The sequence below is a fragment of the Entomomonas moraniae genome, assembly GCF_003991975.1.
Classification (GTDB): Bacteria; Pseudomonadota; Gammaproteobacteria; order Pseudomonadales; family Pseudomonadaceae; genus Entomomonas; species Entomomonas moraniae.
The window spans coordinates 3,073,571-3,093,940 of sequence record NZ_CP029822.1 but is presented as its reverse complement, the minus strand read 5'-3'; the positions used below and the strand labels follow the sequence as shown (position 1 = coordinate 3,093,940).

The 20,370-nt window shown below is 39.8% G+C and carries 14 protein-coding genes; 2 read left to right on the top strand and 12 right to left on the bottom strand.

What is annotated here, in order from left to right:
• Positions 1–29 precede the first annotated feature (29 nt).
• From tolA to aspS, 10 genes are all read right to left on the bottom strand, one after another.
• Positions 30–1,040, bottom strand: a complete 1,011-nt coding sequence (gene tolA / locus DM558_RS14380) for a cell envelope integrity protein TolA (protein WP_127164574.1) — start codon at positions 1,038–1,040, stop codon at positions 30–32.
• Positions 1,033–1,491, bottom strand: a complete 459-nt coding sequence (tolR, locus tag DM558_RS14375) for a protein TolR (protein WP_407644323.1) — start codon at positions 1,489–1,491, stop codon at positions 1,033–1,035. Before tolR ends, tolA begins: the two co-directional genes overlap by 8 nt.
• A 5-nt stretch (positions 1,492–1,496) precedes the next feature.
• Entirely contained in the window at positions 1,497–2,189 is a 693-nt protein-coding gene (gene tolQ / locus DM558_RS14370; protein ID WP_407644294.1) for a protein TolQ, read from the bottom strand.
• Between the two features lie 24 nt (positions 2,190–2,213).
• Positions 2,214–2,642, bottom strand: a complete 429-nt coding sequence (locus DM558_RS14365; protein ID WP_127164573.1) for a YbgC/FadM family acyl-CoA thioesterase — start codon at positions 2,640–2,642, stop codon at positions 2,214–2,216.
• A gap of 53 nt (positions 2,643–2,695) precedes the next feature.
• On the bottom strand, positions 2,696–3,739 hold the full coding sequence (gene ruvB, locus DM558_RS14360; RefSeq protein WP_127164572.1) for a Holliday junction branch migration DNA helicase RuvB: 1,044 nt from the start codon (positions 3,737–3,739) through the stop codon (positions 2,696–2,698).
• Positions 3,740–3,741: 2 nt separating this feature from the next.
• Positions 3,742–4,353 (bottom strand): Holliday junction branch migration protein RuvA, encoded by a 612-nt coding sequence (ruvA, locus tag DM558_RS14355; protein WP_127164571.1) that lies wholly within the window; start codon positions 4,351–4,353, stop codon positions 3,742–3,744.
• An 18-nt stretch (positions 4,354–4,371) separates the two neighbouring features.
• On the bottom strand, positions 4,372–4,533 hold the full coding sequence (locus tag DM558_RS15690; RefSeq protein WP_162540159.1) for a hypothetical protein: 162 nt from the start codon (positions 4,531–4,533) through the stop codon (positions 4,372–4,374).
• 209 nt (positions 4,534–4,742) lie between these two features.
• Positions 4,743–5,273 carry a crossover junction endodeoxyribonuclease RuvC gene (ruvC, locus tag DM558_RS14350; protein ID WP_109703889.1) on the bottom strand — a complete coding sequence of 177 codons (531 nt, stop codon included), beginning with the start codon at positions 5,271–5,273 and terminating at the stop codon, positions 4,743–4,745.
• A 32-nt stretch (positions 5,274–5,305) separates the two neighbouring features.
• Entirely contained in the window at positions 5,306–6,058 is a 753-nt protein-coding gene (locus tag DM558_RS14345) for a YebC/PmpR family DNA-binding transcriptional regulator (RefSeq protein WP_109703890.1), read from the bottom strand.
• Between the two features lie 73 nt (positions 6,059–6,131).
• Positions 6,132–7,910 carry an aspartate--tRNA ligase gene (aspS, locus tag DM558_RS14340; protein ID WP_127164570.1) on the bottom strand — a complete coding sequence of 593 codons (1,779 nt, stop codon included), beginning with the start codon at positions 7,908–7,910 and terminating at the stop codon, positions 6,132–6,134.
• Between the two features lie 424 nt (positions 7,911–8,334).
• On the opposite strand from aspS, the gene DM558_RS14335 reads away from it, so the two are divergent.
• A complete protein-coding gene (locus tag DM558_RS14335) occupies positions 8,335–11,304 on the top strand; it encodes a PilC/PilY family type IV pilus protein (RefSeq protein ID WP_164731470.1) in 2,970 nt (989 codons plus the stop codon).
• A 155-nt stretch (positions 11,305–11,459) separates the two neighbouring features.
• Positions 11,460–12,887 (top strand): deoxyribodipyrimidine photo-lyase, encoded by a 1,428-nt coding sequence (gene phrB / locus DM558_RS14330; RefSeq protein WP_127164568.1) that lies wholly within the window; start codon positions 11,460–11,462, stop codon positions 12,885–12,887.
• Positions 12,888–12,931: 44 nt separating this feature from the next.
• On the opposite strand, the gene DM558_RS14325 is transcribed toward phrB, so the two are convergent.
• Complete coding sequence (locus DM558_RS14325; RefSeq protein WP_127164567.1) at positions 12,932–14,545, bottom strand: cyclic peptide export ABC transporter; 1,614 nt, start codon at positions 14,543–14,545, stop codon at positions 12,932–12,934.
• Positions 14,545–20,370 carry a non-ribosomal peptide synthetase gene (locus DM558_RS14320; RefSeq protein ID WP_164731469.1) on the bottom strand — a complete coding sequence of 1,942 codons (5,826 nt, stop codon included), beginning with the start codon at positions 20,368–20,370 and terminating at the stop codon, positions 14,545–14,547. Before DM558_RS14320 ends, DM558_RS14325 begins: the two co-directional genes overlap by 1 nt.

The window sequence follows — 20,370 nt, the reverse complement described above, 5'->3', positions numbered from 1 at the left end:
CTGATAATCATATAACTAATTCTCTACTGTCATAATCCCTTTGCTGTAAAAACAAATGCCCTTTTTCGATAAAGCTGATTAAATGTATCCGCGTCTAGCTTTTGTATTTCTGGTATTCTACCGACATTTCTTGCTGCTGTTACAGCTGAATTATCAAATGCCGTATTACCACTGCTACGGCTTATTGTCACATTAGTAATTGTCCCATCAGGCAGCATTTCAATTAGAAGCCCAACTGTCGTATCGGGAGAAGGGTTACCTTGTACTATCCAATTATCCGTTACCAGTTGTTTTACTAAATCATCCAAACTACCCACTACTTGGTTACCAACCTGATCCCCTTTTGTAGCAGCTCTTTCAACCTTATCACCTAACAAGTCTGTTAATGCCGCTGCCTCTTTCGCTTCTTTTGCCTTACGAGCGGCATCAGCTTTTTTCTTGGCCTCTGCATCCGCCTTGTTTTTTGCATCAGCTTTCTTTTTCGCTTCAGCATCCGCTTTGGCTTTTGCATCGGCTTTTTTCTTAGCCTCAGCATCTGCTTTAGCTTTTTCCTCTGCCTTTTTCTTGGCCTCTGCTTTGGCTTTTGCATCCGCTATTTTTTTTGCTTCGTCAGCTTTAGCCTTAGCTTCCGCCTTTTTCTTGGCCTCTGCATCCGCTTTGGATTTAGCCTCTGCTTTCTTTTTCACTTCAGCATCTGTTTTAGCTTTAGCATCCGCTTTTTTCTTGGCCTCTGCGTCTGCTTTGGCTCTGGCATCAGCTATTTTCTTTTGATCTTCTAACTGTGAAGCTAATTGATCTTCTTGTGTCGTTTTTGCTTTTGTTTTTTGTGACTCCCCTGCAAATTTTTCTGACGACTGTTTCGTTGCTGGGCTCTTTGAATTTAGCTCATATAAAGTAGCGATCATGGTAGGTTTTGCAGGTGGAATATCTGGCGTACTCGACCAGCTATAAAATAACCCTACGAGCACGATAAGTTCAATACCTACCGCTAAAATAACAGGAATGACATAGTTCTCCGAAGAGATCAGACGCTTAGCCATTAGGTGCCTCAGTCACAAGCCCTACATTCGTCACGCCAGCTTGTTGCAAAGCTGACATCGCTCCCATTACCAATCCATAGCTAGCAGACTTATCACCACGCACAAAAACTTGGCTCTTTTCATTACCAGGTACGCCTAGTATCTTACCGACTTTCTCTGTCATCTCAGGTAGCGAAACTGCTTTTTCGCCCTCCCCTGTATTATCTACACCTTCACCATAAGTCAGGTAATAACTACCATCTGCCTTAACTGAGACAGTCAAAATCTTTTGATTGGTATCGGATGGCAGGGGTTCACTGGTTACTTGGGGTAAATCAACCTTAACACCTTGATTTAACATAGGTGCTGTCACCATGAATATCACCAACAACACCAACATGACGTCAATGTAAGGAACAACATTCATCTCAGCAACAGGTTTACGCTTATTACGTCTGGACACCTTAATCAGCCTCTTTATTCACTGTATGTGTGAACTTTGCGATGTAAAATAGCTTGGAATTCTTCGGCAAAGGTTTCATAGCGATTAAGCAATGTTTCCGATCTTGCTGTAAATCGGTTGTAACCTATCACAGCAGGAATAGCAGCAAATAACCCGATGGCAGTTGCAATGAGTGCTTCTGCAATACCTGGAGCTACAGTTGATAGTGTTGCCTGTTGAACATTGGCCAATCCCATAAAGGCGTGCATGATCCCCCAGACTGTTCCAAATAAACCTACGTAAGGGCTAGTAGAACCAACCGTTGCTAAGAAAGGCAGGTGGTTTTGCAACTTTTCTTCTTCTCTCGCAATGGCTACACGCATAGCACGTTGTGTACCTACTGTAATAGCTTCAGGTTCCATACCCGGTAATTGGCTTAGACGCGAGAATTCTTTAAACCCTGATTTAAACACTTGCTCAACACCACAATCTGGATCAGGGTCATTAGTGACTTGTCGGTAAAGTTTAGAAAGATCCATACCTGACCAGAACTGATCTTCAAAATCATCGAGTCCTCTTTTGGCTGAACGCATCACTTTACCGCGTTGAAATATAATCACCCACGAAATTAAAGATGCCGTGAATAATGCAAGCATAATTAACTGCACCACCCAAGTCGCTTGGGAAACTAATCCCCATAAAGACATGTCATGTACGGCTGGCTGCACGGTAAAACTCCTACTGTTATATATTTAACTTAAAAATTTATCTATAAAACCAACAGGCAACGGTTTACTTTTAAAATGAACACCATCAATTAAAGACAATCTCACATCGCCCTCACATAACAGTACATTATCACCATCCACACATTGTTTATAAATTTGTTGAAAAAAAACAAAACTTGCTCTTTTGGCTTCTTTAACCGTAGCAGTAACGATTAACTCATCGTCCAAACGACCCGGTGCCAGATAACGCAAAGCAATGGAATACACAACAAATAATAAGCCCTCTTTTGCTAACTCATGTTGTGAATATCCAAAACTACGCAACCATTCAGTACGCACACGCTCCATAAACTTTAAATAATTGCTATGATAAATCACACCGCCAGCATCGGTGTCTTCATAGTACACACGATACACCTGGCTAAACACTGGATTTTTATTGTCGCTTTGCATTGTTTAAACTTTACACCCTAGCTAATCAATAATGATTATTTTATTGTACTATTTTACTCATTAAATAAATCGGGGGTAGTGGATTCCGCCATTTTTTTTGGAATATTTAAACCAAAATGTAAATAAGCATGTCGAGTTACCATACGACCTCTGGGAGTACGCATGATAAATCCTTGCTGAATTAGATAAGGTTCTAAAACATCTTCAATAGTATTACGCTCTTCACTGATAGCCGCCGCTAAATTATCTAACCCTACAGGGCCGCCATCGAACTTATCCATGATGGTGAGTAATAAGCGTCTGTCTAAATGATCGAAACCGCTCGCATCTACATCAAGCATATTGAGAGCTTGATCTGCCATATATTTGGTGATAACACCCTGACCTTTTACTTCGGCATAATCACGAACACGACGTAAAATCCGATTAGCAATACGTGGTGTCCCCCTTGAGCGTTTAGCAATTTCCTGTGCACCTTCTGGTTCAATCGGGATACCTAAAATATTAGCAGAGCGGGTGACAATAACCGTTAAGTCTGCCACCTCATAAAACTCTAGACGCTGAACAATACCAAAACGATCTCGGAGTGGATTAGTGAGCATGCCTGCACGCGTTGTTGCTCCAACCAATGTAAAGGGTGGCAAGTCTAACTTTATAGAGCGCGCAGCGGGTCCCTCTCCAATCATAATGTCCAGTTGATAATCTTCCATGGCCGGATAAAGCACTTCTTCCACCACAGGAGATAAGCGATGAATTTCATCTACAAATAGCACATCGCCCGGTTCTAAGTTAGTTAACAGCGCCGCCAAATCACCTGCTTTCTCTAAAACAGGCCCAGAAGTGCTTTTAACAGACACACCCATTTCATTGGCAATAATATTGGCTAAGGTAGTTTTACCCAAACCCGGTGGGCCAAAGATCAAAGTATGGTCTAATGACTCCTGCCGAGCCCTTGCCGCCTTAATGAACAACTCCATTTGTTCTCTAACCACTTTTTGGCCGATATAGTCAGCCAGTGTTAAAGGACGAATTGCACGGTCCTGTTGCTCTTCACGATCGCGTGCATTACTGGTTAAAAAACGGTCACTTTCTATCATCGTTAGCCCTTACCTTGTAGTGCTCGACGAATAAGCTCTTCACTACTTAGCGCATCTTTATTTTGCACGGCAGCTACTGCGCGGCTTGCTTCTTGTGGTTTATACCCCAAAGCAACCAAAGCACTAACAGCATCCATTTCCGCACTTGTTGCAGTACTTGTCATCGCTACTTCAGCAGAAAGCGGTGTCGTTGGCTCTGTGCCTCCCTCCCAAGCTTTAAAGCGGTCTCTTAACTCAATAAGTAAACGCTCTGCTGTTTTCTTACCCACACCGGGCACTTTGATTAATGCCGCTGTATTTTGCTGACGGACTGTTTCAATCATTTCATTAACAGACAACGTCGACATCAGCGCAAGCGCAAGCTTTGGCCCTACACCATTTAAACGAATAAGTTCTCGAAATAATTCACGCTCTTTCTTTTCGTAAAAACCATACAATAGATGGGCATCTTCTCTCACCACTTGATGAATATGTAATATCACCCTTTCATCAAGACTAGGTAATTGATAGTAGGTACTCATCGGCACTTCAACAGCGTAACCCACACCATTGACATCGATTAATAAATGGGGAGGCTGCTTTTCAGCCAATAGCCCTTGCAAACGACCTATCAAAAGACACCTCTTGTATAATTAATCACCACTACCACCACAATCACTACTGACATCATTAATGCTATCACCAGACCCCATGCACTCAGGTGCTTTTTGCTTACAGGCAATATATTCGCTTGAGTTCGAAGAGGAGTCAACACCACCAACATCATATGTTCCGCCACAATCAGATCGCCCCATAGAGCACGGAGCACAAAATCGACTGCTTTTCTTCTCAGATTTCACATAATTATTACAATCACTTGAACCACAAATGTACACAATGTTAAGACAATTAGAACATTGATACTGATTGCGCCTAAACAGTCTTGTTTTTAATAACTCGGCATTGATACATTTGTAGCAGTACGGGCATGTACTTGCTGATACCTGTGTTAAAGTTACCCCAATCATAATGAAAGCCTTAATCGACCTCGTCGCCTTTTCGCGGTCTCTAAGCCCAATGGAATCAGTGTTTGACGGTGGTGAATATGACACAAAGCAATGGCCAATGCATCAGATGCATCCACTTGCGGACGCTTTTCAAGTTTTAATAAGTGCATAACCATCAGCATGACTTGCTCTTTATCGGCAGCCCCTGAACCTGTTACAGTTTTTTTAACTTGACGCGCACTGTATTCAGAAATATCAAGCCCTTGAGTTGCCCCAGCCACGATAGCTGCACCGCGCGCCTGACCAAGCTTAAGCGCAGAGTCCGCACTTTTTGCCATAAACACTTGTTCTATGCCCATGGTGGTTGGTTGATAAGTTTGAATAATTTCTTGAAGGCCCTGGAATATAGTATGCAGTTTTTCGGGCAAATTAGCCTCAGGCGTTCGAATACAGCCAGAAGCAATATACTCACACTTCTGACCATTTTCTCTTACAACACCAAAACCAGTAATGCGCGACCCAGGGTCAACGCCCAAAACAATTGTCACGTCACTACCTCTCTAAACGACTATCAAAGCAGTTAGTCGCCTAACTGCTCCATAATTTCGTCTGCAATATTGGCATTAGAGTATACGTTTTGTACATCATCTAGATCTTCTAATGCATCAATCAGCCTAATAATTTTTTGCGCAGACTCTACATCAGTTAAATCAGCTTCTGTGGTAGCAATCATCGTGATTTCTGCATTATCTGACTTATAACCAGCTGCAATAAGTGCTTCTTTGACTGTAATAAAATCTTGGAATGTTGTAAAAACATCCACTGAACCATCGTCATTGGTCACGACATCATCAGCGCCAGCTTCTAATGCCACATCCAATAATGCTTCTTCATCCACACCAGGTTCAAAAGAAATTTGCCCTTTACGCTCAAAGAGATAAGCAACTGAACCATCGGTACCTAAGTTTCCACCAGACTTACTAAAGGCGTGACGCACTTCTGCCGCAGTACGATTACGGTTATCGGTCATCGCCTCAACAAAAACAGCAACACCATTGGGTCCATAACCCTCGTAGGTTAACTCTTCAACATTAGCTGCTTCGTTAGTACCTGCACCTCTAGCAATAGCGCGATCAATCGTATCTCTTGTCATGTTGACGGCAAGCGCTTTATCTACGGCTAAACGTAATCGAGGGTTATCAGCAGGAATACCTCCACCTTGGCTTGCTGCTACCGTCAGCTCACGAATTACTTTAGTAAATATTTTACCGCGCTTAGCATCTTGACGCCCTTTGCGGTGCTTGATGTTGGCCCACTTGGAATGTCCAGCCATACATAACTCCGTACTTTATCTATTAATGGATACTATTGTGGTACAGCTTTGTACCACAACGACTATTTATTACTTACTCTTCTGCTTTAGGTTGTTCACGTAAACGAATATGTAATTCACGCAATGCTTTTGTATCAACAAGCCCAGGAGCATCTGTCATTAAATCTGCTGCACTTTGTGTTTTAGGGAATGCAATCACTTCACGAATTGAGCTAGAATCAGTCATCAGCATGACTAAACGGTCTAAACCAAAGGCTAAACCACCGTGAGGAGGCGCACCATATTTTAACGCATCCAGTAAGAAGCCGAATTTTTCTTGCTGTTCTTCTTCATTAATGCCTAACACATCAAATACAGCCTGTTGCATTTCTTTATTATGAATACGAATTGAACCACCACCTAATTCGACACCATTAAGCACCATATCATAAGCACGTGATAAGACTGCTAATGGATTGGCTTTCAGCTCAGCAGGTGTGCAACTAGGTGCTGTAAATGGATGATGCAATGCACTAACACCACCCTCACTATTCTCTTCAAATGCAGGGAAATCAATCACCCACATTGGCGTCCACTTACAAGTTAATAGATCTAAATCTGAACCTAAACGAATACGTAAAGCGCCTAACGCATCACTAACAATTTTAGCTGTATCGGCACCAAAGAATACAATATCACCATCCACCGCACCAACGCGGTCAAGAATGTTGTTGAGATTCTCTAATGGAATATTTTTTACAATCGGAGACTGTAAACCTTCTACCCCTTTAGCACGCTCATTCACTTTAATATAAGCTAATCCTTTCGCACCGTAGATACCTACAAACTTAGTATAGTCATCAATACGGCTACGAGGCATACTTGCACCACCTGGAACACGTAATGCCGTTACACGGGCTTTAGGATCGTTTGCTGGGCCAGCAAACACTTTAAACTCAACATCTTTTAATTGGTCAGCCACATCAACCAATTCAAGCGGATTACGTAAATCAGGTTTATCAGAACCATAACGACGCATTGCTTCAGCATAGGTCATGCGTGGAAAGTCAGCAAACTCAACATTTAATACTTCTTTAAAAAGCTTACGTACCATATTTTCAGTGATCGACATGATGTCATTTTCATCTAAAAAGCTGGTTTCAATATCAATTTGAGTAAACTCTGGCTGACGATCAGCACGTAAATCTTCATCACGGAAGCATTTAGCCACTTGGTAATAACGATCAAACCCCGCCACCATCAATAACTGTTTAAAAAGTTGTGGAGATTGAGGTAAAGCAAAGAAATGCCCTGGATAAGTTCTGCTTGGCACAAGGTAATCACGCGCGCCCTCAGGGGTAGCACGTGTTAAAATTGGAGTTTCAATATCAAGGAAACCATGCTCATCTAAATAGCGACGAATACTGGAAGTAATACGGGCACGTAATTTTAGTTTATTGGCCATTTCAGGGCGACGTAAATCTAAGAAACGATAACGTAAACGTGTTTCTTCGCTTACCTCAGAATGCTCATCTAAAACAAACGGTGGTGTTTCAGAGGCATTTAATACTTCTAACTCAATGCCTTCCACTTCAATTTCACCTGAAGCCAAATTAGGGTTAACCGTACCCTCTGGGCGTGGTCTCACTTTACCTGTGACTTTAACCACATACTCACTACGCACGCGGTCTGCCTTAGCAAAGGTTTCTTGGCGTTCAGGGTCAAACACCACTTGAGCTAATCCCTCTCTGTCACGGACATCAAAGAAGATTACTCCACCATGGTCACGACGGCGATTTACCCATCCACAAAGAGTAACTTCTTGTCCGTCTAAACTTTTATTTAATTGTCCGCAATAGTGACTGCGCATCATAAACTTATTCGCTTCTCTTGAAATTTTTAATACATGTATTATCTGGGAATCATCATCCAAATAACCGTTCGTCGTTATCGCTCATTTTACAGTATAGCATTACTCAAAACGATAACTTTGCCTAAAAAAGTTATAGATTTACGATTATATACTGTTTTATCGTCAGGATTACAGACTTATCCATGAAAAGTTATGACTTTTGAAAATATTTAATGTTATACGCAACCTCTCCCTTTGAATATCTTCTGCAATCGCCTTTTAAAATACCGTACAAATCATTTGTTTATTTTTTACTCCTAAAGTAGTATGGTATTATCATCAAATAATGTTAAAAAAAATTTCAGTATGCTACGTACTTAAATTTAATAAACATGCATTTTTAGATGGGTTTATAGGAAATTACAACATATATCAATGGATCGTTATGAAAAAAACAATTAATCTTATTGCGCTTTCCTCTCTTCTAACCAGCTACTCATATTCTTGCTCTGCCGACGATGGTGAAATTTTCTTTAATGACAAACTCGCCCCCGCCAAACCCAATGTTATTTTTCTACTTGACGTATCCGGATCAATGGCTTGGTACCCTTACGCCGACAACAAAAAAACTCCTCCAAAGGGCGTCTCAAGTCGCATGGATATTTTAAAATCTTCTCTAGATAAAGTATTGGCTGATGAATCTGCAACGACAGGGATTAGAGCAGGCATAGTTAAATTCTCAGGTTCACAAGGTATAAGTACGGTGGTACCTGTTGCGGATATAGATAATGGAAATCAACGCCAAACACTTAGGAATAAAGCTCAAGACCTTAAAGCTGCAGGTGGAACACCTACTGTACAAGCACTTTATGACGTTGGGCAATATATAAGCCCTAACACTGGATCTAAAGGCCCTTATCACGCAACTAAACTAGGGAGTAGCCCTATACTCGAAGGTTGTCAACTCAGCCATATCATTTTAATGACGGATGGAAAGCCCGAAGGGAATAACTATGGTAGTCAAGTTGCAAGTTACATAGGTGCAGGGTCAGCTAGTAACTGCAGTGTTGTTACTCAAGTAAATACCGATGGTAGCTTAGTAAGAACATTAGACCGCACCCTAGGACAAAGTAGCAGCAACTACTCTAATGAAACCTGTGGACGTGCATTGACCTCATGGATGTCAAGAACAGATCAGGCGCCTAAGCTTGAGGGTGATAACTATATCAGAACACATACCATTGGATTTGCCCTCAGAAATCAAAACGGTACTCAACCCGATCGTTCTGATGGAAAAAATGCACAAAACTTTCTAACGGATTTAGCTAAATATGGTGGGGGAAAATCTTTTGAAGCCAATAGTGATGAAACGCTAGTCAAAGCCTTTAGAGAAATCATCAGTGACGTTAGGGCTGCCGATAGCCCTTCTGCAAGTGGAACAGTCACTGTAGGGGAGCAAGCGCGTTACGAGCAAAGAACAGAAGTTTTCTACTCTCTTTATGCCTCTGATGCCTATAACTATTGGCCCGGCAATATGAAGCGTTTTAAAATAGAGTATGTTGAAACCACCCTATTCAATAGTACTAAGAAAGGTCAGCGTGCGGTACTTGTTGATAAAAAAGGAACTTCTGCGATGAGTCCAGATGGTACTTTTTATAATACGGCATCAAGTTTCTGGTCTGAGAGTGACGGTGGCAAAGTAATGTCGGGGGGCGTGCTTGAGCAGTTAAAAAGCCCTGCGGATCGTAAAATTTTTACGGTCCAAAATAAAACAGAAATAGTTGATTTAAAAGCTAACCCTACCGCCAGTATTGATTTAGGGGTGAATGATCTCACTGAAAAAAATGCACTTTTAAACTTTATCCGTGGATATACTTATAACACAGATAGTAATGCGTTAACTGTTGCCGATAAAAAAATGGGGGATGCCGCTCGAGGAAGAATCTCACTCGCAACCTATGACTGTATTACCCCTGATACATCAGGTAAAAGCGATGTCATTAACTGCCTCCAGTTAGACCAAGTGGCATTACTGGCCAGTAATGATGGTTTTATTCGAGGTTATAATATCAATACTGGAGAAGCAATCTATGAGTACATGCCCGAAGAAATGCTTCCTCTTATTCAAAAGCTACAGCGCCGTGAAGTTGTCTCTTTTAAAAAACCACGTTATTACGGCTTAGATGGCAAACCCGTAATTTACCACCATGATAAAAATAATGATCACTACATTAATAATGGTGAACATGCCTATGCTTATATTGCATCAGGGAGAGGGGGGGCATATATTTATGCACTTGACATTTCCTCTCGAAATGCTATTAAACTTGCTTGGCAAATCGAGGGAGGAAAAGGCAGCTTTTCTAAATTAGGCTATACATGGTCTACACCTATGCTTGGCAAAATGAAAATAAATGGAGAGGTAACAGCTGTTTTAGTTTTTGGTGGTGGTTATGATAAGTCTCCGCAAGAAGAAGACACACAAAGCATCCGTACCAATGCGAAAGGAAATGATCTCTATATTGTCAATGCTGAAACAGGTAATTTGATTTGGTCAGCCTCTAACTCAAATTTAACAGGCAATATGAGTTATAGTATTCCTAGCGCTGTTGCTTTAGTAACCGATGACAGTGAAGACAAACTAGTTACCGATATTATCTTTGGTGACATGGGTGGACAAGTTTGGCGCCTAAGTATTGATAATGCAAAATCAAATAGCACCAATCAATTGAGCATAACAGGTAAAGTTATTGCTCAATTAGCAGGTTCATCGGCAGCAGATGAACGTAAATTTTATCAAGCACCTGCCGTTTATGAAACTAAAATTAATGGTATAGAAACATTATCCGTTAATATTGGCTCAGGCTTTAGAAACCATCCTCTAAATATGGTAATAAAAGATAGGATCTACTCCCTACGGGTCCCAAAAGACTCTACGACCCAGACAATAATTACTGAAGAGATGCTTGGGATAGCCTCTAGTGACGGCCAATCGATATCAGGAGATTTGACAAACGGATTTATGATTAAACTTTCAGCTGAAGGTGAAAAGGTAATCACTGATGGCTATGCAAATTTTGATCGTCTAGTGTTTAATACATTTATCCCCTTCAATACCGATAAAAAAACATGCGTTCCAAGCACGGGAACACAACGTACTTATAATTATGACTTAACAACAGGAAAGTCATTACTAAAAACTGCTTATATCAGTATCGGGATATCCGCTTTACCACCTGATGTAACTGCTTATTGTGATGGTCGGTACTGCACTATCATATCTGACCCCAGTTTACTCTCTAAAGAAAAGCCGTTACCCGAAGGAAAAGATAAAGATGCTTTTCTCGTTGATACAGGCAGTGGTAACTTTGTAAAAACTGGTTCAACTGACTTATTCGATATTTCTGCCAAATAATGAAATATCCATTTTACCTGAGTACTTATTTCAATAATAAGTACTCAAGGTTATCTCTTCCCCTATCATAGTCTGATTGCATCCTATCTTGGTTTAGCGCTATGTTAGTTTATCGTTCTCTTTTTAATAGCTGTCGTCACAACTGAGCTTATCCTATGAAAAAACACCTCGTTTGGTTTAGAAATGATTTACGCACGTTTGACAACCCTGCACTATCAAAAGCTTGTGAAGATAGCGAGGCAAAAGTTTTTGCCCTTTTTATTGCGACACCTAAGCAATGGCAAACACATCATATGTCCGCTAGCCAAGCAGCCTTTATTTACGATCACCTAATACAGTTACAAGAAGCATTAGCTAAACTAGGCATTTCTTTTATTTATCAGCAATGCGATGATTTTCCAGACTCTATTGAATTCATTAAAACGATATGTAAAACACAAGCTATTGATAAGGTATTTTATAATAATCAATATGAATTTAATGAAAGACAAAGGGATACTCTACTAGAGGAAGAGCTTCTACCCCATACCCTATGCGAAGGTTTTGATGGTAATTTATTTTTCCCACCCATGACAATTCTTAATGGGCAACGAGAAATGTATAAAGTGTTTACCCCCTTTAGCAAAGCATTTGTTGGTAAACTGTTACAAACAGAACAGATCATTTATCCCATACCCAAAAAACGTCATCAAACAGTTGCCCAGCAAAAACTTGAATCCTTTAATTATCCTTTAGCTTCTTATCACAATATGAAAGCGGGAGAGAAAGTAGCACAAGAGCGATTAATAAGCTTTTGCCAAGAACAGGTTGCTGATTACGCTATCACGCGCGATATACCCAGTCTTGATAACACCAGTAAACTCTCTGCTTATCTTTCTGTTGGTTCACTCTCCGTTAGACAATGTTTTCAACGCCTACAACTTGAACACCCTCTTTTCTGGCAAAACCCGAAAAGTGGCGCTTTATGCTGGTTAAATGAGTTAATCTGGCGTGAGTTCTACCATCACCTTCTTATTGCCTATCCACGCCTAAGCAAAAACAAACCGTTTATTGAGTGGACAGATGCTATCAACTGGAATTATGATAAAAAAGCGTTTGAACAATGGAAAGAGGGGCGAACAGGTTTCCCTATCGTAGATGCTGCTATGCGCCAACTTAATCAAACAGGCTGGATGCATAATCGGTTAAGAATGGTGACTGCAAGCTTTCTGGTTAAAGATTTACTCATTGATTGGCGTTGGGGTGAGCAGTATTTTATGTCAAAGCTTACCGATGGTAATTTAGCTGCCAATAATGGGGGCTGGCAATGGGCTGCCTCAACAGGTACTGATGCTGCACCTTATTTTCGCATTTTCAACCCAACGACTCAAGGAGAACGCTTTGACCCCGAGGGTAAGTTCATTCGTCAGTGGCTTCCTGAACTGAGCCAAGTCCCTAATAAATATATCCACACACCACAGCTATGGGCTGAAAAAGCAGGCCAACCCTTAGATTATCCACTCCCAATAGTACTACATAAAGATGCACGTGAAAAAACGTTGGCAGCCTTCACTCAAGCAAAAACAAAAGCGGCAACAAAATAATACAATGCCGCTATTCCGCCCTTTTTGAAAGGGCGGCAAGCTTCTTAATCGGTGTTTGTTACCCTTAATAACTGCCCATCATCCATACGGTAAAGGTAATCAGCACAGTGATAATATTTATCATCATGGGTAATCGCTAGAATGGTAAAGCCTTCTTGTTTTAATAAAGGCAATATTTCGGTGTAAAATTTCTGGCGAAACGCAGGGTCTTGATCGGCTGCCCACTCATCCAACACGAGGATAGGGCGCTTCTCCAATAAAATAGCAATCAGTGCCAATCGCTTGCGCTGACCTGTTGATAAATTAATCGTCGAAAAATAGCCATTTTCCAAACTGACTTTTTTATCTAGCTCAAAGAGCTGTAAATAGTCCTTGGCTTTATTAAGATCAACCTCTTTTAGACCATAAAAACGATCAAACAAATGAAAGTCCGAGAATACAGGGGAAAATAAATTATAATTTAACAAAGAGTCATCTAGTACTTGTTGGTTTAACACCGAAGCACCTTGCTGCTTTTCTAATAAACCTAATAACAAATGCACAAAAGTTGTTTTCCCTGCACCATTACTACCGTGAATAAAGGTAATCTCGCCTTTTTTAAGCTCAAAGTTGATTGGCCCTACTTTAAAGCCTGTTTCTAACTTATTATCGTATTGATAATGGTAACCATCATACACAAGCTGTTGAAAATCTTCTTTTACCGTATTTTTTCTGATGGCAGGTACTGTTTGTTTAAACGCAGTCAAAATATCACTCAAACGATTAGCCGCTACATTCCCTTCTGCTAATCGTGGAATAAGCGCTGTTAAATTCTCAACAGGCCCCACAATAAAGAGCGTAACAATCATGCAACTTACTAGAGTAGGAATCGCCAAATCAAGCCATAAACTACTTGCGAACAGTAAAAACAGAATCACCGTATAAAATAATAACTGCCCAATAATGGACATATTAAAAAAGCCCGAAAAACCACGGTAACTTTTTTCAATATTCTCTTTAGAGGCTGTTTGTAAAGCATCTTCGACTAGATCATCACCCTTATTGTGATTGAGTAAAATCTCTTTAAAACCATCAATTAACTGGCGAGTGTGCATAAACAACTCTTCTTCACTCTCTCTCGCTGATTGAATGTGTTTAAAGCTTTTAGCTGAAAAGGTCAAATACACCAGCGTCGATAATACAATAGCCAATACAATAAAGATAAACACCGTCAATGATAGGACAGCCAAATAAATAAGACACCCCACCACCACAAGACTGGAAATAATAAACTGGGTTACGCCCATAATCGCTTGTGATAAAGTAACGATATCCTTAGTCACCGCCGAATAAAGCAAATCTTGTTTATTCTTCATCTCCATATAAGAAGCGCCTAAAGCAGCACGCACTAATTGCATACGAATACCATGGATAATTTTCAGGCAAAACTTAGCTGTCACGCCAATGGCTAGACGAGAAAACACAAGATAACCGATCAGCAGTGCTAATGCACTTGTAAATTCATTAACCCCGACGTTTCTCCCTGAAATAAGCCATGACAGTGTCGTATTAATCAACACCAATAAGCCGATGTGCAAACCACCTGCCAATAAACTCAGCAGAATCAACAAACTCAAAGGCTTCGCATTACCTTTTATAATAAATGTTTGTAATGTCATTAAAGCGCCCTTGCATCTTGTAATATTTTATCAATGATTACTGTTGGTTCTTGCTCCAATAAATCATCATGACTTGAATGGTCTAGATTAACAATCGTTAGCTGTGCCTGATTGGTAAGCATTTGATTATAACGTTTCTCTACAGCCTCGTGTTTCTCCTGATTACTCAACATAGCTCTAAATAAAACAATTTCTGTGCTATTTAATGAGGTTGAAACTTGTTGATTAATCAGTTTATTTTCTGTCAACAACACGGCTTTAGCTGCCTCAAAATCAAGCCCTGTATAATCTTTAATCATTTCTTTGATTCTTTCATCTGTAGGAGGTGCTACTTTATCTTGTTCGGCGCTACCTATTAAAATAGTATCTAATAAATACACTTTAATATCTGTAACGCCTTTTGATTCAAGAATAGAGGCCATTTCTAACGCAAGTAAACCACCTAATGACCAGCCTAACAAGTGATAAGTTGATTGTTTAGGCAACGTTGATTCAATATTACGTAAATATAACTCAGCTAACACACGTAAATTATCAATTTTTTGATCATGATAAATATTATAAGGTTCAACACCATAACAGCGGTAGCATTCCTGTACGGCTCGAGCAATAGGTAAATAAGCTTCACAACCTCCCCCACCTGGATGCACCATAATTAAATGAGTGCTTGCTTCGCTCCCATTAAGCGAAACAACCGCTTGGTAAGCCTGTTTTGCCTCTTCAGCAAACTTCGCCAAATCTCCTAATGTTGGTAACATAAAAAGATCAACAATTTTTAATTTGGCATTAAATTGAGTATTAATTTCATAAATTAAGCGCGTTGCAGTAATGCTGTTACCACCCAGTTCAAAATAATTATCCGTTGATCCAACATCATTCACCACTAAATCAAGGAATGACGCAACCAACTCACAAATAACTTTCTCAATAGGTGTCTCAGGGGCAACATAGTTTTTAGCAACAAAACTTGGTTCAGGCAACTGATGACGATCTAACTTGCCATTGATGGTTACAGGTAATTTCGTTAACTGAATAAAGTACGAAGGAATCATGTAACTGGGTAAATAAGACGATAGGTAACTAACGATATCGTGTCTATTAATCTCATGATCACACACATAATAGGCCACAATATACTTTTCATTAAGATGGTTTTCTTTCGTCAACACTACCGACTGTTTAATCTCAGGGTAATTCGATAAACGGGTAGCAATCTCTTCCAACTCAATTCTAAAACCACGGATTTTAACTTGGAAGTCGTTACGGCCAATGTATTCTAACTGCCCATCTTGCGCATAACGGACTAAATCACCTGACTTATAAAGTCGTCCGTTAATTCCCTTTTCTTTTTCCTCATCACTTTGGAAAGGATTGTCAATAAAACGATCAGCCGTTAATTCAAGGTTATTTAGATAACCACGAGTGACACCATCTCCCCCTAAATATAATTCACCAACCGCGCCAATAGGCAAAGGGATGCGCTCATTATTCAACACATACCCTGTGTAACCATTTAGCACTCGCCCGATCAGCGGTAACTTATCTAAATCTTTTACCGTTAATGCATCAGGATAGGTTGCAAACACAGTGGTTTCAGTAATACCGTACATGTTAACCAAATAAGGCGCATTATCAGCATATAAGGTGTACCAAGGTTTTAATTGGGCCACATTCAGTGGTTCACCACCAAAGATCACATAACGTAAAGCATCTATCTTCACGCCTTGACTAATCGCTGACTCAATAAACTGATAAAACACACTGGGCGTTTGGTTTAAAATCGTAACTTGCTCTTTTAAGCAAAGGTGATAGAAAAGCCCAATATCATAACTTTGCTCTTGATTAGGGATGACTAAACGCCCACCAAAGAGCAATGATCCCCACAGTTCCCACACACTAAAATCAAAGACATAAGAGTGGAATAGCGTCCACACGTCTTGCTCATTAAAATGATATAACTGCTCAGCCCCTATAAATAGGTGAGCAACATTATGATGCTCAACCATCACCCCTTTTGGATTACCTGTCGTACCACTGGTGTAAATAATATAAGCCAAATTCTGAGGCGTAAGCGCCGCCAAGGGGCTAGTCGTTGGATATTGAGCTAACTTCTGACGAACAAAGGCTTGATCATCAATGGCCTCAACACGAACATCTAACGTTTGCTCAACATACGTGAAATTGGCTTGATGCGCTTGATTGGTTAAAAGCACTTTCGCCTTGGTATCTTTAACAATATAACTCACACGCTCTTTAGGCGCTTCAGGTACCATAGGAACATAGGCTGCCCCCGCTTTTAACACTGCCAAAATAGTAATGACCGTTTCCATCGAACGTGACAGTGCCAATGCGACAATATCATCCGGTTGAATGGTATAAGTTTCTTTTAAATAATGCGCCAATTGATTGGCAATACTGTCTAATTCTTTATAAGTGAGTCGTCGATCGTCAAACACAGCAGCAATATGATTAGGCGTGCGCTTTACTTGCTCATTAAATAGCGACACAACCGTGGTATCAGAGAAAACTGCAGTTGTTTTATTCCAATCATAAATAATCTTTTGATAATCCTGTGTATTTAAGAGCGATAACTCTTTTATTTTTTTACTCGCAGCTAAACTGCTCACTAGCTCATTAAGAATTAATTGATAGCTGGTAATAAAAGACTCAATCGTTTCCTTATTAAATAAACTGGTTGCATAATTGAAGAATCCTTTAATCTGTACACCATTATCATCAAGCATCGTGGTGAGATCAAATTTAGCAACATCCTGCCCAAGTTCTTCACCATAAGATTCTAAAAACTCGTTTAATCTTTGTTGTTGTTCATGTCCAAAAGATTGCACACTAAACATCACTTGGAAAATAGGATGGCGTGAAGTGTCCTTCTTGACCTTCAATGCATCAACTAAATGTTCAAAAGGTAAGTCTTGATACTGTTGGACATCATTGGTTAAATGCCCTACCTTTTTAACAAAATTAAGCAGCGTTTCTTCTGTATTGATCTGCTGCCTTAACGCAACACTGTTCACAAAGAAACCGATCATGTCCATGATTTCTTTATGATTACGGTTTGCAATGGGAGAACCAACCACAATATCTTTTTGATTAGAATAAGTCGACAATAGCAAATAATAGCCACTTAATAATAAAGCGAATAAGCTGACATCCATTGTTTGGGCAGTATTTCTTAGTGCTGTACTTAACGACTCATCGAGTACAAAATTAATGGTATCTCCATGGTAACTCACTTGACTAGGTCTTGGTTTATCGGTTGGCAGGTTGAGCGCTTCATAACCTGCTAACTGATCTTTCCAGAAAGCCAGCTGCTTTTCTAACACCTCTCCGCTTAAATAGCTTTGTTGCCATAAAGCAAAATCTTTATATTGAATCGCAAGAGGGTCTAGCAGTGTTGAAAAATGATTCGGTTCATTTAACAGTACTTGACCTTTTTCTTGTAATTTATCATAAGCCTGTAACAAGTCATTGATAAAAATATCCCCTGACCAACCGTCAAAAGCAATGTGATGCACAACAATCGCCATATACAAATCATCAGCCTGCTTTAACAGGCTAATCTTGATGGGGTATTCATTTTCTAAATCAAATAAATAATCAACCTGCTTGCCCAGTATAGTATTTAATGCCTCTTGGTCATGCACGGTTTTAACATCAATTAATACAGGATTTTCAATATCATCTTGTACTACCTGATAATTAACACCTTGACTATTGGTTTTAATCAGACTTCTTAAGACATGGTGCTTATGAATAACCGCTTTAATGGCTGTTAATAAATGATCAATATGAATAGATTTTTTTAACTTAAAAATTAATGGAATATTGTATGCCTTACTTTTTCCTTCATATAGATCAATAAATTTTAAGCGCTCTTGTGCAAAGGATAGTAATTGCGCCTCAACACTCTCTACAGGCTGACTACTGATAACTACACTGCTTCCTTGCAAAGCATCAAAATTATTTGCAAACTTACGAACAGTATTATACGTAAACGCGGCAGCTATATTGATGTTGGTCTTTAATGTATGATTGATGTGATCAATCAATTTAATGGCTAAAATGCTGTTTCCGCCCAAACGAAAGAAATTACCTTCAACACTAATCTCTGTTGTATTCACTCCTAAAACTTTTGCAAAGCACGCTTGTAATTGCTCTTCTAACTCATTTTCTGGCGCTTTGTATTGCTCAAGGGTAACAGTTGGTTCAGGCAGCGCTTTGCGGTCTAGCTTACCAGAAACATTCATTGGGAACTGTTCCATACGAACATACGCCGATGGAATCATGTAATCAGGTAAAAACTCAGCTAAATAATTGGCTAACTCTTCTTGCTCATAAATTTTCTCAGAAACATAATAAGCAGCCAAATATAACATCCCTGAGCTATGTTCTTTTGCTAACACCGCTGCTTTTTTAATTGCTTTATAAGCGGCTAGGCGTGCTTCTATCTCGCCTAACTCAATACGATAGCCCCTAATTTTAACTTGGCAGTCATTACGCCCAAAATACTCAAAACGACCATCTGGTAATTTTCTAACTAGATCCCCGGTTCTATAAATACGTTCATTGATAGTAAGTTTCTTCTCAGTATCTGTTTGAAAAGGATTAATCGGAAAGCGTTCAGCCGTTAACTGTGGATTGTTTAAATAGCCCCTTGTCACACCAACCCCAGCAGCGCAAAGCTCGCCTATCGCCCCAGCAGGCAACTGCTGCATTTTCTCGCTAACCACATACACCTTATAACCTGATAAAACAGGGCCTATATTGGTGTTTTTATCCCCTTTCTTGTACAAATTAATGTTCGTACATACAGAACACTCTGTTGGGCCATACGCATTTAAAACATTAACTTGATGATCAAGATAACTGTCAATAATCTCTTGGTTTGTAGTGTCACCCGCCACGGTTAATAAAGTCAACGGTAACAGGTCATCTTTATCCAATAACACAGGGGGAATACAAGCGGCTTCGATATGATTTCGTTCAATATATTGCTTTAATAAAGATAAATCATAGCGCGTATCACCACTCACAACAAATAAGGTAGCACCTGTTATTAAGCAGGGATAAACCTCATAAATATGAGAGTCAAATACATAGTTAGCATACCACAAGTAATGCTTTGGACGGTTGAGGGGGTCATGCCAAATCGTTTTATATAACCTATTAACAGCAGAAAGAAACCCTACCATGTTCCCTTGCTCAACCATTACACCTTTAGGATTACCTGTTGTACCACTCGTATAAATGACATACGCCAATTGATGAGCCGTAATGTTGACACTAGGGTTCTCAGTACTATAGTTTTCAAGCTCTGTAATAAAAGCCTCATCATCAATCGCTTTAATCAATAAACTATTGTCTAACTGACTAAGCTTTTGTACATAATGCCCTTGTGTTAAGACGATTCGGGGCTTAGCATCTCCTAATATATAGCTGATACGTTCATCAGGAACAGAAGGGTCAATAGGAACATAAGCCCCACCGGCCTTAAGTACCGCTAACATAGTAATCACTGTATTAACCGTTCTATCTAATACGACAGCCACTAAATCATCCGCTTGAAGATGATAGCGTGTTATTAAATAATGGGCTAATTGATTCACTCGAGCGTTAAGCTCTTGATAGGTTAGCTTTTGCTCATCATCAGCAAGCGCCATACTATCTGGCTTTTGTATGACTTGCTGCTCAAACAACACCTTTACAGGTTCAAAAATCCATTTTGCATTAGGGTTAGCGATCAAAAAATCGCTCACTTTCTCTGTTGGAATTTTATACTTCTTACCATTAAGTTCGTAAATATGCAT

Excerpts from the sequence above, each read along its gene's own strand:
- tolA (WP_127164574.1), bottom strand. The coding sequence starts at position 1,040 with ATGGCTAAGCGTCTGATCTCTTCGGAGAACTATGTCATTCCTGTTATT.
- DM558_RS14365 (WP_127164573.1), bottom strand. The coding sequence starts at position 2,642 with ATGCAAAGCGACAATAAAAATCCAGTGTTTAGCCAGGTGTATCGTGTG.
- ruvB (WP_127164572.1), bottom strand. The coding sequence starts at position 3,739 with ATGATAGAAAGTGACCGTTTTTTAACCAGTAATGCACGCGATCGTGAA.
- DM558_RS15690 (WP_162540159.1), bottom strand. The coding sequence starts at position 4,533 with ATGGGGCGATCTGATTGTGGCGGAACATATGATGTTGGTGGTGTTGAC.
- DM558_RS14345 (WP_109703890.1), bottom strand. The coding sequence starts at position 6,058 with ATGGCTGGACATTCCAAGTGGGCCAACATCAAGCACCGCAAAGGGCGT.
- aspS (WP_127164570.1), bottom strand. The coding sequence starts at position 7,910 with ATGATGCGCAGTCACTATTGCGGACAATTAAATAAAAGTTTAGACGGA.
- DM558_RS14335 (WP_164731470.1), top strand. The coding sequence starts at position 8,335 with ATGAAAAAAACAATTAATCTTATTGCGCTTTCCTCTCTTCTAACCAGC.
- phrB (WP_127164568.1), top strand. The coding sequence starts at position 11,460 with ATGAAAAAACACCTCGTTTGGTTTAGAAATGATTTACGCACGTTTGAC.
- DM558_RS14325 (WP_127164567.1), bottom strand. The coding sequence starts at position 14,545 with ATGACATTACAAACATTTATTATAAAAGGTAATGCGAAGCCTTTGAGT.
- DM558_RS14320 (WP_164731469.1), bottom strand. The coding sequence starts at position 20,370 with ATGCATATTTACGAACTTAATGGTAAGAAGTATAAAATTCCAACAGAG.